This is a genomic window from Pedobacter miscanthi (genome assembly GCF_003315595.1).
GTDB classification, from domain to species: domain Bacteria; phylum Bacteroidota; class Bacteroidia; order Sphingobacteriales; family Sphingobacteriaceae; genus Pedobacter; species Pedobacter miscanthi.
This window is the reverse complement of record NZ_QNQU01000004.1, coordinates 106,989-124,082: the sequence shown is the minus strand read 5'-3', so window position 1 is coordinate 124,082 and position 17,094 is coordinate 106,989. Positions and strand designations below refer to the sequence as shown.

At 41.8% G+C, this 17,094-nt stretch carries 8 protein-coding genes and 1 tRNA gene; 5 read left to right on the top strand and 4 right to left on the bottom strand.

The annotated features are described in order from the left end of the window. Window positions 1-2 precede the first annotated feature (2 nt). A complete protein-coding gene (locus DRW42_RS05880; RefSeq protein ID WP_113947901.1) occupies window positions 3-3,230 on the bottom strand; it encodes a SusC/RagA family TonB-linked outer membrane protein in 3,228 nt (1,075 codons plus the stop codon). A gap of 766 nt (window positions 3,231-3,996) precedes the next feature. Then, window positions 3,997-5,013, bottom strand: a complete 1,017-nt coding sequence (locus DRW42_RS05870; protein ID WP_244215204.1) for an exo-alpha-sialidase — start codon at window positions 5,011-5,013, stop codon at window positions 3,997-3,999. A gap of 155 nt (window positions 5,014-5,168) precedes the next feature. Between DRW42_RS05870 and DRW42_RS05865 the strand changes: the two genes are divergently transcribed. The 5 genes from DRW42_RS05865 (at window position 5,169) to DRW42_RS05845 (ending at window position 11,025) form a co-directional block, all read left to right on the top strand. Next, window positions 5,169-8,336: a ligand-binding sensor domain-containing protein gene (locus DRW42_RS05865; protein WP_113947899.1), complete on the top strand. Its 3,168-nt coding sequence runs from the start codon at window positions 5,169-5,171 to the stop codon at window positions 8,334-8,336. After that, complete coding sequence (locus DRW42_RS05860) at window positions 8,321-9,145, top strand: response regulator transcription factor (protein WP_113947898.1); 825 nt, start codon at window positions 8,321-8,323, stop codon at window positions 9,143-9,145. The genes DRW42_RS05865 and DRW42_RS05860 overlap by 16 nt, the downstream gene beginning before the upstream one ends. A gap of 505 nt (window positions 9,146-9,650) precedes the next feature. After that, on the top strand, window positions 9,651-10,091 hold the full coding sequence (locus DRW42_RS05855) for a DoxX family protein (RefSeq protein ID WP_244215203.1): 441 nt from the start codon (window positions 9,651-9,653) through the stop codon (window positions 10,089-10,091). 172 nt (window positions 10,092-10,263) lie between these two features. Next, window positions 10,264-10,348: transfer RNA gene (locus tag DRW42_RS05850), tRNA-Ser, on the top strand. Window positions 10,349-10,485: 137 nt separating this feature from the next. Continuing rightward, window positions 10,486-11,025, top strand: coding sequence for an AAA family ATPase (locus DRW42_RS05845; protein ID WP_113947896.1), 540 nt, complete (start codon window positions 10,486-10,488; stop codon window positions 11,023-11,025). A gap of 374 nt (window positions 11,026-11,399) precedes the next feature. Here the strand turns inward: DRW42_RS05845 and DRW42_RS05840 are convergent, their stop codons facing one another. Together DRW42_RS05840 and DRW42_RS05835 are read right to left on the bottom strand one after the other, a co-directional pair. Further along, window positions 11,400-12,623 carry a DUF4272 domain-containing protein gene (locus DRW42_RS05840; protein ID WP_113947895.1) on the bottom strand — a complete coding sequence of 408 codons (1,224 nt, stop codon included), beginning with the start codon at window positions 12,621-12,623 and terminating at the stop codon, window positions 11,400-11,402. 301 nt (window positions 12,624-12,924) lie between these two features. Continuing rightward, window positions 12,925-16,872 carry a Dyp-type peroxidase gene (locus DRW42_RS05835; protein WP_113947894.1) on the bottom strand — a complete coding sequence of 1,316 codons (3,948 nt, stop codon included), beginning with the start codon at window positions 16,870-16,872 and terminating at the stop codon, window positions 12,925-12,927. Window positions 16,873-17,094: the final 222 nt, after the last annotated feature.

The window sequence follows — 17,094 nt, the reverse complement described above, 5'->3', positions numbered from 1 at the left end:
TGTTACAGCGTTAATTTAATACCGATATTAAAAAACTTGTTCTGTGGATACTGTAAGCCGTTATCGTCGGCAATTTCCGGATCTACGCCATAGTCGCTCAGGTTATCAAGAGAAAACAGATTGTATCCGTTTACATATACCCTTGCATTCTGGATCTTGATTTTTTCGGCCCATCTTTTTGGTATGGTGTAACCTATCTCTAGGGTACGGGCACGCAGGTACCTCACGTTATGCAACCAGAAAGTAGAGTTTTTGTTGTAGTTACTGTGTCCGCCATCGTTAAATCGCAAAGCAGGATATTTACCAGGTATCCATGCGCTGTTTAAATCGTATGGATTGGTGCGGTGCCAGCTGTCGTCGGCAAAACTTTGTAATAAAGCCCCGGTGTTCTGGAATGCCCACCGCTGTTCCCAGTTCTGGTTCCATGAGTACATGCTACCACCCGAAAAATCGGCAGTAAAATCGAAGTTTTTATAAGAACCACCGATGGTAAAACCAAACATTACGTTGGGTTGTCCGGTAGTGGTGTAACCAATTGGTCGTTGATCGAGGTCGTTGATTATACCATCGCCATTCTGATCTTTATAAATTAAATCACCAGGTAACAAAGAGCGGTTACCCTGGCCATCAATGTTCACTTTATAATTGTTGATTTCATCAATGTTCTGGAATTGTCCGGTTACTTCATAACCCCAGAAAATATCGGTATAACGTTGGTTATAACTATTTCTGTAATAATCCCATGAGTTGCCATAACGTGGCTTATATTGATCTAAAAACTTTCTTCTGCTAATGGATATATTTCCTCCGACATTGTAGTTGAATTCTCCGATCTTATCACGGTAGTTAAGTGCGAATTCTGCACCAAACTGCGCATCACTTTCGATATTTTCAGGACTTAAACTATAGCCCAGTTCAATCGGAGCCACTACGTCATTTTTAAGGTTTGGTAAACCGGTTCGTTTTCTATAAAAATAATCAGCTGTTCCGCTAAGTTTGCTGTTGAACATGGAAAAATCCAAACCGATATCGGTAATCTTGCTAGTAAGCCAAGTGAGGTTGTTGATAATCGGCCCCTTATCCCTTGAAGTTGTAATATTCTTTCCATCCAAAATCACACTTCCTTGATTGTATCTGTATCCAGGAATGTAAGCATAAGGATCGAGGCGTGCTTCTTGAAATGGATTGAGACGCAAATCATCATCTCCAAGCTGTCCATAGGAGGCACGTAGTTTTAAATCATTTAAGATCGTACTTTCGCCCAAAAGCGATTTCATAAATTTTTCCTGAGTAATTCTCCAACCTATTGATGCTGAAGGGAAATAACCTACACGTCTGTCCGGCGCAAACTTCCATGAGGCATCTCTACGACCAGAAAGTTCCAGGTAATATTTGTTATTATAGTTATAGTTCAACCTGGCCACATAACCAACACGGGCCTCCTCTTCCTGAATATCGGCGAAATCCTGTCCATCCATATCGGCAAACTGCAATACAGGCAAAATGTTGGTTTGTGGCACTGCATGCTGGAAGGTATAAGTCCTGAAACGGTCTAAACGTTCAGCTACCAATACACCGCCGATGGTATGCTTGCCAAAAGTACGGTTGTAATTGGCCTGTACCTGGTAGGTATTGGTGTATATTTTTTCATTCCTGCGTTCCCTGTAAGGGTTCGAACTACCTACTTTTTGTTCGTAAATACCGGTTTCAGGATGATAGGTATATACATTATAGGTATACTCATGTCCGTTTATTACGTTATCGGCAATGTAGTAAGAATATAATCCTTTTATTTCCAAACCTTTAATCGGCGTATCGTAAGAGGCTGATAAATTGGTTTGTAATACCCGCCAGTCTGATTTCCAGTAGCCGGTTAAAGCTTTGCTCTGCACGGCAAACTGCTCGGTGTTGTGGCCGATATCGTTTGGATAATCCGGATTACCATTGGCATAAGCCTGCTCGGTTGGCCTGTTTCTTAACAAAGCAAAACGGGCAGCAAAATAATCATCTCCACCCGGTACGCCAGGCTGGTCGCGACTTTCGATACGGCCGTTAATCAACATGCCCACTTTAAAACGGTTGGTAATTTTTGCTTCGATATTACTCTGGATATTAGTCCGGTTAAAATCGAACTCACGGGCAGTTCCATACACCCCTTTCTGATCCAAACGTGTGGCCGAGAAGTAATAATTTACTTTATCGCTACCACCTGATGCACTTAAATTAACTGAGCTTTGTGGTGCGTTTGGAGCAATGATAATGTCTCTCCAGTTCTGGCTCTGGTAACCATATTCGGTACCGGCTTTCCATTTTTCCAGTTCAGCTGGTGTGATGTCTGTTTTACCATTCTGATTAAGTTCTGCTGTTGCTTTGCCAAGCATCCACTGGTAAGCATCGGTAGTTTCGGGGAAACGCACCCAGTTCTGCCAGCCGGTATAGGCATCTACACTAAAAGTATTGCGGGTATCGTTTTTTCCCCTTTTGGTGGTTACCAAAATTACCCCGTTTGCCGCCCTGCTACCATAAATAGCAGCCGAAGCATCTTTTAATACACTAATGGTTTCAATATCATTGGGCGAAATGTTGTTAAACTGCCCTGCATCCTGCTGAATACCATCAATAACGTAAAGAGGATTACCCATGTTACGCACCTGGATATTGGCACTCGATCCGGGTCTTCCATCAGGCATCCTGAAAGATACTCCCGGTAATTTTCCTGCTAAGCCAGTACTTACCGTTGAGCCCCCGTGTACTTTTTCGAGATCTTTACTGCTGATGGATGAAATGGCACCCGTAATGGCTTCTTTTTTCTGCGTGTTGTAACCTACCACCACTACCTCAGTAAGGTCGTTATCGGATGGTTTAAGTTTAACGTTAACCTGCGCACGGCCTGCCAGAGCCACTTCCTGATTAACATAACCTACGTAAATGAAAATCAGTGTGGCATTTTTATCGGCTACCTGGATTTTGAACTTTCCGTTTCCGTCTGTTGTTACCCCCGTGTTGGTTCCTTTAACTTTAACGCTGGCACCAATAACGGTTTCGCCTTTTTCGTCGGTAACGGTACCGGTAACTGTGGCCTGCTCCTGTGCACTGAGCTGAAAGGAAAGTAAGAATAAGGTAATTGATGTAAGAATAAAGGAGAGTAATTTGCGTTTCAAAAATGTTTTTTGAAGCAAAGACCCACCTATGCGTACAAAGCCGCCATAAGAGAATAGAATTCTTTTCATATTAGGTTAGGGATTTGGTTAGTTATTGGAAGTAAATGGTTTTAGTTCTATTTAAATCTTAACCAAAGATTCGCTTTTTAGCTTTACAGCGGGATACGCATTTGTATCAATCTTTCTGCAATTTGTCTCGATTTGCGGTGAGAAGGAAACTTAAGAAGTTGCAACTAGAGGATTGGGATGATCCGATAGATAGCGTTTTTAGATGTGTTAAGATATAAATTATTTGAAAAGCAGGGTTCTGTGCATTTGGGTTACGAAAGTCCCGCTATACGCTTCAAAGCCTTGGTTCGTACCTCACCTGCGGGTTTTCCGCTGCTATCGGGTTTATTAATAAAAGTTAGTGGTTTTAGGGCATAAATTCAGCACAATGCAGGTTTTAATTCACTGGCAACGATGGCTCAACAGAAATTCTTCTTAGCTGTACTAAGGTGACTTAGGTGGTCAATATTTTATAGATAGGCGCTTTGATGGTAAAAACCCTCCAATTTTACAAAAGAACTGATTTTACTTTGAAACCTTCCCACCATAGGTGGCGCCCAATCAAAGTTACTTTGAAACCCTCCTGCAGTGCGCAGCACCAAATCAAAGTTACTTTGAAAGCTTCCCACCATGGGTGGCAACAAATCAAAGTTACTTTGAAAGCTTCCCACCATGGGTGGCAACAAATCAAAGTAAAATGGAATATTTTTATAATAAAGGGTAAAACTGAATAAAACACCCCGTCCTACGGACACCCCTCTAAAAGAGGGGAATTAGACAAACAGCATCAAGGCTGCCCCAAATAAAAATCAAAAGGTTTATTGCGGTCGCAAACCAGTGTACCATCTTTAAATTCGAGTTCGGCCACATGGATAGAGGTACGTTTATTCGCATAAGAAAAGGCATAGTCCTGATCCAGCGTACCTTCAAAGTGTGTTTTACGGCCAGGATGGGTAAAATAAAAAATATAAGCCCTCCCATTAATTACCTGTACATCGGCATGTGCCCCGGTTGGCGTGTCTTCGGGCCTGTGCCCGGGTACATCCAGTACCATGCCTTGTTTTTCCCAGCCTTTGCCATCTTTCGATCGGTAAACCCTTTGCCCGTGCCATTCGTCGGTAATCATCCAATACCAGTTGTTAAAGAAAAAAGCTTTTGCACCTTCATGCGGTGCGCCACCAATGGCAGGTTCGGCCTCAGCCGTCCAATGCTTCAAGTCTTTGCTTTCGGCTGTCATGGTGATGCTTCCCTTCGAACTGTCTTTATACCATATATGCCATTTCCCGTCAGGCATTTTTAACAACGTCGGATCAATTACATGGTCCGAATTGAGTGAAATAAAGCCTTTATATTTCCAGTCCCAAAGGTTTTTGCTTGTATAATGCGCAATTTTTGCCGTTCCGCCCCAATGGTTGCGTACCCCCTGTATGTAGGCAAGATACATGTGGTAAATACCTTTCTCGTAAATTACATCTGGTGCCCAAAAAGTATTTACACCGGGTTCAAAATCAAGTTTCAGCGCTCCCTTATATACAAAGGTTTGTCCGTTATCCGTTGAGGTTGCTACACCGATATTGGTTCCATAACAGTAAGCTACATCGTTGGTCTGCGCATTTGCCCTACGCTGGGTATAAAGCATCCACCAGCTTTTTTCGGCATGGTTATATACCAAAACCGGATCTGCCGCACCATCGTATATCGGATCGCGGTATAATGGTGAGGGTGCCTTATGTAACTCTTGCGACGTTACGGCCAGCGACAAAAACAGCAGGATAGCTAAAACAGAAATTTTAATTTTTTTCACGGTCAGGCCCATTTGGTTAGAATGGCCAAATAACAGCATTTGCACCGCAGCACAAAACCGATCCGTCTCAATCTTTCTACTTATCTGCTCAAATTTTATTTTGACCGAAAGCCAAATATTTCTTTAATATATTTGAAGCTGCTGACCAAAATATATTGAAAAAACTCTTTATCCTTTTATGCATCTTATTTTCGGCCAATCTGCTTTGGGCGCAGCCTTATTATTTCAGGCATTACCAGGTAGAAAACGGACTTTCTAACAATACGGCATTCTGCAGCGTGCAGGATGGCAACGGTTTTATGTGGTTTGGTACCAAAGATGGGCTAAACCGCTTTGATGGCTACTCATTTAAAACCTATCGGCATGATCCCGATAAGGCCGGCAGCTTAGGCAATGATCTGATTTATGCGTTACATTATGATGATGATCAAAACCTCTGGATTGGCACCAACGATGGGGTTTTTCTCTACAATCCGGCTAAAGAAAGTTTTTCGGCCATTAAAGAAACCAAAGGTATGCGTATTATCGACCTGGGTAGCGACCAGGACGGAAACCTCTGGATTTTATCTTCCTTTAAAATATACCTTTATCAAAAAAAGAGTAAAAAAATAACGCTTTTTACTATTAATGCTCCTTTTGATGCCTCTTTGGTTACGGTTTTAAAAAACGGCAGCATCTGGATCAGTACCGGACGGGGAACGGTGGAAAAATACAATCCTAAACAACATAATTTTGAAAGCTTTAATGTAAATGGCAAAAACAAAAAGCCCGAATATGGCTGGGTATCGCGGATTGCAGAAACGGAAAACGGGCAACTGCTGATCGGCACTACCAACCAGGGGGTTAAACTTTTTAATCCTGTTACTTTACAATCCAAAAATATTTTAAGGCTAAATGACGACCAGACACCTATTTTCGTGAGGGATATTAAAAAAACAGGTCTGCACGAGTTTTGGATCGCCACCGAATCAGGCATTTATATTTATAACGATGAAACGGAAAAGATTACGCACATCCAGAAACAGTACAATAACGACTACTCGTTAAGTGATAACGCGGTTTATACCATCTGCCAGGACCGCGAGGGCGGCGTTTGGACGGGCACCTACTTTGGCGGCCTTAATTATTATTCGAGTCACACTTCGCTGTTTACTAAATATTTCCCTCAAAAAGGCAGCAATTCCATCAGCGGAAGCGATGTAAGGGAAATTACGAAAGACCAGGCCGGCAATTTCTGGATCGGTACGGAAGATGCAGGGCTGAACAAACTCGACACCAAAACCGGCATATTTAAACACTTTTTACCCGATGGAAAACCCGGAAGCATCGCTTATTCTAACATCCACGGATTGCTAGTAGATGGCGATAAACTTTGGGTGGGCACATTCGAGCACGGCCTCGACCTCATCAGCCTGAAAACCGAAAAAGTGATTAAACACTATCAAGCCGGCGTTGGCAATGCTTTACGCACCAACTTTATTGTTACCTTTTGTAAAACGAAAGCAGGGGAAATTGTGGTGGGCACCATTAATGGCATTTACCGCTACAACCGCAAACGCGATGATTTTGAACCCATTGCAAACCTCCCCTTTCTGTTTTACGATTCGGTAATCGAGGATAATGAAGGCAATATATGGGCCGGAACTTTTAACGATGGTGTTTTTAAATTCAATTTATCAAAACCCGGTTTTATCAATTACCGCAATAAGGCAAATGATGCAAAAAGCCTAAGCCATAATACCATCAACAGCATATTTGAAGACAGTAAACAAAACATCTGGATTACTACAGATGGAGGTGGTTTGTGCCGTTTCGATAAAAAAACAGCTCAGTTTAAGCGTTACGGTGTAAGAAATGGTTTCCCGAGCAATTACCTTTTCCGCGTGGAAGAAGATAGCTCCAATAAATTCTGGATCAGCAGTACCCGCGGTTTGATCCACTTCGATCCTGCCACCGGATTGAGTAAAACTTATACCAAGGCAAACGGATTGCTTACCGATCAGTTCAATTATAATTCAGCCTATCAGGATAAAGACGGGAGGATTTATTTCGGAAGCGTAAAAGGATTGATTAGTTTCGATCCCAGCAATCTTAAACCCACCACTTATGCAACGCCTGTTTTTTTAACAGGATTTCAGATCAACAGTGCGGGAATAAACAGCACTGATTCTATCTCCAATAAATCGATCGTTTATGCCGATACCATCGAACTTAACCACAACCAATCGTCTTTCAGCATCGATTTTGCCGCTTTAAGTTACCGATCGCCCGAAATGACGGAGTACGCTTACAAAATGACCGGACTTTATAAAGATTGGGAATATTTAAAAACCAACCGGAAAGTATATTTCACCAAACTTGCTCCGGGCACTTATGTGTTCGAAGTAAAGGCCATGGTTGAGGGTAGCAACAACTGGAGCAACAAAAACGTAAAATTGCTGATCAAAATCCTTCCACCATTTTACTTGAGCCCGCTGGCTTATTTTATTTATATTATGGCAGCCGGGGCTATTATTTTATTCCTGGTGCGGCGTTACCACCGGAAAATTGCCCTGAAAAACAGCAGGCGCATGGAAGTTTTCGAGCACGAAAAACAAAAGGAAGTTTATCAGGCGAAGATCGAATTTTTTACCAATGTGGCGCACGAGATCAGGACACCGCTCACACTGATTATAGGGCCAATGGAAAAACTGATAAAACAGGCTGATGCAGTACCAGCCATCGAGAAAAACCTCCGCATTATGGGGCGCAACACCGATCGTTTGCTTAAACTGACCAATCAGTTGCTCGATTTCAGGAAAACAGAAACCAGCGATTTCTCCCTGAACTTTGTAAAGGCCAGCATCAGTGAGGTCCTTAAAGATGTTTTCGTTCAGTTTCAGCCCGCAGCCGAACAGCGCAACATCAGTTATTCGATCAACCTGCCCGAAAAAGCATTTCAGGCTTATATCGATGTAGAAGCTTTTTATAAAATCATTAGTAATTTGGTGGATAATGCCATTAAGTATGGCAAAACGACCGTTGAAATCGACCTGTCTAAATCAGTTGAGCAGGATAAATTTAAGGTATGTGTTAAAAGCGATGGCAATATAATCCCTGTAGAAATTAAGGAAAAGATTTTTGAGCCTTTTTTCAGGGCAAAGGAAACGCAGATCACAGCAGGTACTGGGATCGGACTTTCTATCTCCAAATCGCTGGCGCAGCTGCATAGTGGCGAACTATATCTTGACTTTAATGAACAGCATTTTAATATATTTGTACTGGAGCTGCCTATCCATCAACTTATAGAATTTAACCTGAACGGAAAATGGAAGAAATTGTAGGAACACTTAAGGCGAAAGACCACGAAGAGATTGAAAAAAATGTGGTGTTACTGGTGGATGATAATGAGGATATCCTCGATTTTATATCAGACGACCTTGAAGAGAAATACCAGGTGTTACAAGCCAGAAATGGCTTAGAGGCATTGGAAATCTTACAGCGTGAAATCGTTCAGCTCATTATCAGCGACGTAATGATGCCCGAAATGGATGGCTTCGAATTTTGCGCCAAAGTAAAATCCACGCTGGAGTTTAGCCATATCCCGGTAATTTTGCTTACTGCTAAAAATTCGCTGCAATCGAAAATAGAAGGCCTGGAACTGGGCGCCGATGCTTACGTGGAAAAACCTTTTTCGCCCGAGTTTTTACAGGTACAGATTTCGAGCCTGATAAAAAACAGGAATAAAATCAAAGAATATTTCTCCAGTTCTCCCCTGCTTCACATCAAAACCATAGCCTATTCGAAAGCAGATGAGGTATTTTTAGAGAAACTGCAGGATACGATCAATAAAAACATCAGCAACCCCGATCTGGATGTGGAGCATCTGGCAGAAAAGATGAACATGAGCCGCCCAACCCTTTACCGGAAAATTAAATCGATCTCGAACCTGAGCCCGAACGAGCTGATCAATCTGGCAAGGTTAAAGAAAGCGGCAGAATTTTTAAACGAAGGAATGCTAAAGATTTATGAAATTTCGGAAATGGTGGGTTACAGTTCTCAATCACATTTCGGGCGCAATTTCGCAAAACAGTTTGGCATGTCGCCCACTGACTATGTGAACAGTAAAATGGCCGAGAAGAAGAAAGGTTAACCCCTAAAATCACCGTCATTTCGACTGAAGCAACGCGAAATGGAGAAATCTAACTAGAGATAGGTCTCTCCGTTAATATTAGGATTAAATATTGCAAACCTTGTCAACTCAGGTGAGTTCAGGTGTTTAATGTGGTCATGAAAATAACTACGGCGTTTAATTCACCACCTGAGAACACCTAAGCCACTAAACAGACATTATTTGTGGATACCTTCAATGCATATGTTTTCGCTCTGTAAGAAGTATGAGGCCATTTGAGCTTATATGCTCCTTAAATGTCTCATATGGTAAAAAACACGGATATTCAACCTTTTAAATAAACATCATTATAAGCAGAGGGCAAATTGTCTATCTCGAAATAGATCTCCATTCCACCTCGTTTTAGTCGAGATGACGATCGCTGGAAATAAACATTTTCTCTCTCAAAATCAAACAATTATCTACCCATTGTGATTATCCTATTTTATTCGTAAATTGTATTAACCAAAATATAAAAGTTATGAACATGCTTAAGAAAATCGAAAACTGGGGCGATCACCACCACCCAAAATGGCTTGACTTTTTCAGAATCTTATTAGGCCTTGTTTTAATGTGGAAAGGCATTGATTTTTATGTCAATATGCAAGCTTTCAGCAATTTAATGAGGGGGGCTTTCTTAGGTACGGCAATCAGCATCAGTTTGCTCGCGCACTTCATTATCGTTTTACATATTGTTGGTGGTTTAGCCATTACGCTGGGCACTTACACGCGTACGTTTTGCCTTATTAATTTACCGATACTGATTGGTGCCGTATTCTTCATCAATATTTCAGGAGGCATTTTTAAACCCTACTCCGAATTCTGGTTTTCAATTTCGGTACTGGCCGGATTAATCTGTTTCGCGATCGAAGGAAATGGATATTTATCAGTTGAACGGCAAAAAATTCTCCCAAAGGAGGCAATTTAGTTAGTATTACAGAAACAAATTTCGATTACTAACGGCCTAAATTGGCTGTATATTCATGTTTTTTCATTTTTTTATCCATCATAACTAAATGATTAGCAAGGCTTAAAATATTAATTAAAATATTTGATAGGAAAAGGTTTGCAGATTTGTTCCAAATTCCTACTTTTGCAGCGGAGAGCTGGCAGAGTGGTCGAATGCGGCAGTCTTGAAAACTGTTGACTGTAACAGGTCCGGGGGTTCGAATCCCTCGCTCTCCGCATAACAAAATGCTACCCTTTGGGTGGCATTTTTTATTTGTATACGGGCAAGTTATACTCCTTAGGATAATGCCGGTAAGCTCCTACACCAAAAGGCGTTTTGAAGTTTAAAAAATAATTTGCAATATCTTTGTGCCATGAAAATCCATATCCTTGGTGCATCCTGTGCAGGCTCTACCACTCTGGGAAAAACGCTATCTACCAGGTTAAACATCCCTTATTTTGATACCGATACCTATTTCTGGGAAAAAGCTGTAGTTCCATATACGGTAAAGCGAGAGCCCAAATTGCGGAACCAGTTGCTTAAGGATGAATTGAATCGACTAGAAAATTATATTGTTGGTGGCTCGCTGGTTAGCTGGGGTGAAGAATGGAAACAAATGTTCGACCTTGCTGTTTTCCTTTACCTGCCGAAAGAGATCAGGATGGAACGTTTAGTGCAAAGAGAAATAGAACGTTATGGAAATGATATTTACGATGATCCGCAGCGCCACAAACTATTTCTGGAGTTTATAGATTGGGCGTCAAAATACGACGACCGTTCTTTTACGGGCCGGAATATCGGCATCCACGAAAGCTGGCTGGAAGGTGTAAATTGCCCGGTTATAAAAATTGAGGGAGATACCACGGTAGCAGAACGGCTAAGGTGTGTTATTGATGTTGTTGAACCTATTTAAACGCTTTCTAATAATTTAATGGTTTGATCAATAAAATTTAAAGTACTTTTTGGATAATCTGCCTTGATATAATTTTTCTCCTTTTCTGTTCTATGCGTTTTTAAAATTATCAGTGATTCCTCTTTCACTTCTGGTGAAATCGATTGTGCAAAATGCTGTCTTCATCTTTGGTGTAATAAGCCGGATGAAGTTTCATCGCCTTAATGTGGTTAAGCACAGTGATCCTTTTTGTAGGTGCAGGTGTTAACAGATATAGCACGAGCACGGACGTAAGGAAAGCCTTAATCATGGTTTTTTACTTTTTATTTTTCAGGGCCGGGGGTAACTGAATCAGCAATTTGGGTTGTTAATATTGGTATACTTAGAGCAATGGCTTATGTATCGCAGGTTACCTCATCCCATTCTGCATCTGCATAGCGGATAAGCCAGTTCAACGCATAATGCCGCTCGTAAACCACACCAGGCTGAACCGTTTCCATCGCATGCCCATTCAACCGCGCATCTACACAGGCCCAATCCAAACGGTAATATAAATCATTAATATCAAGGAGTTCTTTTACAGTTTTGCTGTTATTGGCCGCATTGATAAAAATGTTGGGATCTTTATCGCCACCAACAGGATATTCGCTAGGGGGAATATCGTTAAGGTTGCAAAGCTCCTCCGGAAAACCAAGTTCATCTACCTTACCCAATGCCCAAAATAGCGTCCAAATGCATTCACTTTTCCATGTTTCAGCAATCCGCTTTTCGACCGTGGGATTTAGTAGAAAGTTTTTTTCATTGGGGGTGGTATCATCCCAAAGTTGATATTCTTTCAGATAATCGATGGCATTTTCTGCCGAAATAACTTCAAAGGCCACAAAATTGATCACGGCCAGTACACAAACGCGGGTAGCAATTTCGCGGGGTGTTCTGATGGTGGTTTCGGCTTCTGATTCAATGCATGGCAAATGACTGTTGATTTTTATTTTTTTATTGATGAGGAAAGCTTCGTTTGCGGCTTTCCGTTCGAGCTGTTCAGCGGATATCTTACTTTGATCGGCATCATAATATTTGCTTTCAATCTGAACATCCAGTTTTTCGACCTCACAACGGCCATCGGTATCCAAAATCAGGTTTAAATATTTATCAAGAAAATGCTGGTTATCCGACCTGCTGATTGGGGTATCCGGTTGGGCAAAAATGATGGCATCAAAAGCCAATGCCAGGCGCTCAATCAATGGTTTAAGTTTTTTGGTATCACCTTCCTCCTGCCATATTGAAAATTCGCAATTAATCGTCTCTATTTTACGGAGCAACAGGTTCTTCACCTCAGGTTTAGTGGTGGGTAACGACGATACGTAGTTATAAAGTCCATTTATATTAACAGCCAGCGGGCTACTGTCTTCTTCAGAAAACACATAGGAAGGTTTTTCCTTTTGCCGGTATGAAATGTTTATTTTTTTGTCGGTACTGAATAAACCTCCTTTAATGATAAGTTCGGCATAATGACTTTCTTTATCCTTACGTGTGGTTAATAGTGCTTTAGGATAAAGTTCGTGTAGGGTATCAATAATTTTATCGAAACCAACATAATGAGAGTAAAAAGTAGCGATCATACCGAAAGCTAATTATTCTGCCACATTTAAACAAATAGACTTTTCAATAAATCTTAAAAACGGGGGTTTAAGTACATACAATGAACAGTTTTAATACGAACAGTTAATAGGTTAATATTATTTTTTTCAATCCAAGTTGTCAATCCTGAGCATAGTCGAAGGACCTGCGAGGCAAAATCTATTATTAAGGATTAAAAATCCTTAGCTCAACAGACGGGATTACAAATCCCGACTAACACTAAAAATAACAGAAATCTATAAACAAAAAAACCGCCCGTAGTTTCCTACAGGCGGTTTAATTTTATCCATTATTTACAGCCATTTGCTGATGGAACGGGCATTTACTAATATCACCCTCTCTCTTTTCAGCCACTGCTGGTGCAACAACAGCTGGTGTAGAAACAGGTCTTCTGCGGTGCTGATCCTGCGTAAGCGGAAACACTGAGGTAAAGAAGTTAGACCAACCACCTGTACGTACACGCAACAGATCGAACTGCTCTGGCGAACTTATGGCCTGGCCATAAGTATCCGGACTGGCTACGGTAATGGTTAAGATATTGGATGAACGACCTTCGGCAAATTGCTGCATTACCGCTACAATTTTATAAGCAGGGTAATTCTCGTCAATATTATAATCGGTTGGCGCGCCATCGGTCATCATATCTGTACCTTTACCTTCGAAACCGGCAAGTGAAGTTTCGAAACCTGCGTATTGGTGATCGATAGGTAAATCCATCGGGCTTGGTGCCGAACTCAGATCTGAAGCTACTGCCGTACCCAATCTACGTCCATCGGCACTGGCACCATTCCAGGCACCCATTTCTACATGGTTTTCGAAAGTACCTACACCTGGCTGAATCTGGATCCCGAAAGGATGTTCTTCAGTACCGTAACGTGCAGCCAGGTTTTGCAAAGCGCTATACATTTGAGGCAGCGGTTTGGTAAAGGTTTCTACCGAAATTCTTGCAATACCTTCTACAATGGTATTACCAAAAGTATCAATTTCGTGGTGACCGCGGCCATATCGAGGTAAACTCAGCGCAATATCCCTTAAACGTTTAAAACGATCTGAACGGCTGATGATACGCGATTCGCCTGCTAAAGTGCTGATAAATGGTTCTGTCATTTTGTAACCCCAATCGCAGCATAAACATTCCAACAGTTCGGGCAAGGTGGTTACCGCATTTTTATCATCAAACACCATGGTTTTAATGGCATATAACGAGTTGATTGCCGAACTTAGAGAAATATAACATGGCCCGTAGATATTGTATTTGGTACCACCGCTGTAAAAATCGAGCCCTCTGCCTAAACAGTCGTCCATTAACACATTTAATATCGGCGAAGGGCAGAATTTTGTATTGGCGCCAAAGCCCATCAGCTGGCCGTTAAAAGCTTTACGGTTTAACAGTTCGAAATGCTGGAAATAAATCTTAACCAGTTCATCGAAACTTTTGATCTGATCGGCCGGTTTCGAATTGAGCGAAACATTTTGTCCGAAAAGGTACGATTGCCCTGCCGACGAATAAGTACGACCCTGGTTTAAAGCACATTCTAAAGGCTGCAAAGTAGAAAAACCTCCCAGCGAGAACCAGTTTTCACCCGGGAACTGAGGCTCGTAACAGCCATCACAGGCATAATTCTGTGCCGATTTCATACTAACGGCCGAATTCCATTTTTTATGATCGTGGGCCAGGCTTCCACCTACATCATCGCCACTGCGGTACAAGCCTTCAATAATTTTTTCATCGTTCAGCAATATCGGGTGTGCACCGCCCGAAAGGATAGCGTGTGCTGCTTCTTCCAGAATATCTTTGGGGATATCTTTACGGGTACGCAACGATAAACAGGGCGCATTTAAAGGTAACCTGCCCGAAGCACGGATAAAAAGCTTGGTCACGTGGTTATAAGCTGGTTTTGAATTCGCAAAATCTTCTGTTCCATCGGCCACGGTTCCGCCCACGGTAATCTGCTGGATCCATTGACCTAATGAAGCACCCTGTGGATATGGACCAGAAGCCCCACCCATGGCCAGGTTACCAAAAGGCTGGTGATCTTCCATAAAAATCCTGTTCTGCTGTACTTTTTCATCCAGTTTGATGTAAAAAGCATCGATAATTTCCTGTGCTTCATCTTCCGTAACATCGCCTTTTTTGTAGAAAGGTTCCAATAGCTGATCCATACGGCCAATGGCAGTAGGTTCGCCGTTTAAGTGCAGGCACGAGTGTAAAGTGAAAATAAACTGTACCGCTTCTACAAAAGTTTCGGGCTTATCGGTAGCTAGTTTTTTCATACGCTCAGCAATGGCAAGCAGGTTGGCTTTCTCCCAGGCCTGCCCTTCGGCCATTTTAGCGGCGGTTTCCCTTGCTAATTTTTCGTAGTTGAGGATATATTCGGTAATGCCCTGTAGCGATAGGTAAGAAGAACGGTAAAAATCCTGAAGTTCTTTGGTCGTAGCTTTTTGTTCGTAGGCCAATACCTCTTCCTTCATCTGTTTCAAACCTTTTTGTATGGCTTTTTCGTAATGCGGAATGACGTGGCCAACGCCGGAAGCCTCACTCAGGTTATTTAAAAAGCCGTCCATACGTTCGGTTTCTGAAAGGTATTTCATTACATATCGTCCTTCGCCCAGCGACAGGTTTGGCATGGCACCTACTATAATTTCTTCCGGCGAAATCCGGTAGGTATCCGATCCGTAAACACATTCGCCCTTTGATTCGATAAAGGCCGAATAGGCATGTAAGCTCCCATCCGGAAAACGGATTTTACGCCCGCGGAAACCATATTCAGGCGAACTGAATAACTGTAAGCTCATACGAACAGCCCAGCCTTTTCTTACCATAATCGATTCTTTCATGATATCGGCAGGCTTATCGTTACCTTTATATGCATTGATATAGTACTGAAGATCTTCTTTAATTTCTTCCTGTTTACGGTTGAAATACCAGTTATCCTGCCATAAAGAAAAAATATTTTCCATTAAACTGAGGATCCGGTTGCTGGGCACTTTAAAATATTGATTGTGCCTGTTAATCCCGGTAGCCATGGTAAAAAGGTAATTCTGATGGTTGTAATACATCAGTCCGTTTTCGGAAGCATCCTGATAATGACGATCTAAACGAGACCAATCTACCCCCGGGAACCTCGACCAATCGCCATTATCTACATAAGCGAAATTGTTGGTGTAGGCGGCATGTTGATCGAGTTGCAAATCTTCGATGCTCGGAATATAGAAAAAACCACCCAGATCTGATTTTAAGTGGTTGAATAAGCGATCGTTCATAAAACCTTTATCGCCACCGATCTGGTTGCTCATGATGTTTTCGAGAATAGAAGCTTCTTTGGCGAAACCGGCGAAATAAATACCTTCTTCATCAGAAACCGTAACCGATTTTGGTGCTCTGAAACCAATAGATGACTGTTTAGCACGGCCAAATGGCAAACCTAAACGCAATATCGGTGTAGTATTACCATGTTCATCCTGCAACCTGGCCGATTTAATGTGGCTTCGCGAATCGCGGTCGGGAATAATGGTATCGTCGGTTTTACGTCCAATCAGGTCTTCAATCTGATCTTCGGTCATCATATTGATCTGGTTCCAGTTGATTACAAAACGTTGCGCCAGTACAAATGAACCGCCGAAATGGTCCATATCTTCTCCCCCGATGAGGGTATGTTTGGCAATGGTAATCGGATCGGAAGGATTATTGAGGTTTTCGGAGAAACGGCAGCCCAGCACTTTACCTTTGTTGCCATCTTTACTGTTTGATTTTGAAGCGGCATCCTGTGCGAAATAATGCTTGGTTACTTCTTTTAACGAATTTAAAATCAGATCTAACACCAGTTCGCAGGCATTTTTGCTATCACTTTTAATGTGGAACCAAAGGTCGCCTTCGGTATCATCAAATACACCTTTTGAGGCATCAAAAACATCAGAAGTGTAGGGATCAGCCTCTGTTGGAAAATTAAGGCGCATGCCTTTGGGTAAAGGCAATTTATCGTTATTGCAAATGGCAGCCCAGTTTTTAAAGGAAATACCGAGTATTGCAGAGGTATTGCGGTCTTTAAGTTCGGGATGGGTATTGATTTCTTTCCTTAGGGAAGCCATCAGATCGGCCAGTTGCGAGCGGTTTACGCGTGTTTTGGTCCAGAGGGTGGTAAAAATAGCGAATGGTGAAGGGTAAACCAATCCGCGCTGACAATGTTTCCATACTTCATCTAATCTTTCTTCCAGTTTTAGTGTTATCATTTTCGAGCAATTTATGTTTGTAGATGGATAATTATGTCCTACAAGAGATAGACATATACTATCCTAAATAACTACATTTTTATGTATTAAAACACCGTATAATCACCCTATTTTATAAGTGATATTGCCGTTAAATTGGAAGGAAGGAGATGCTGTTTTTTCGTAGCTGATCTTTACGATACGATAGCGGTCAGATGGAATATAACGGAATGGAGATTCTTC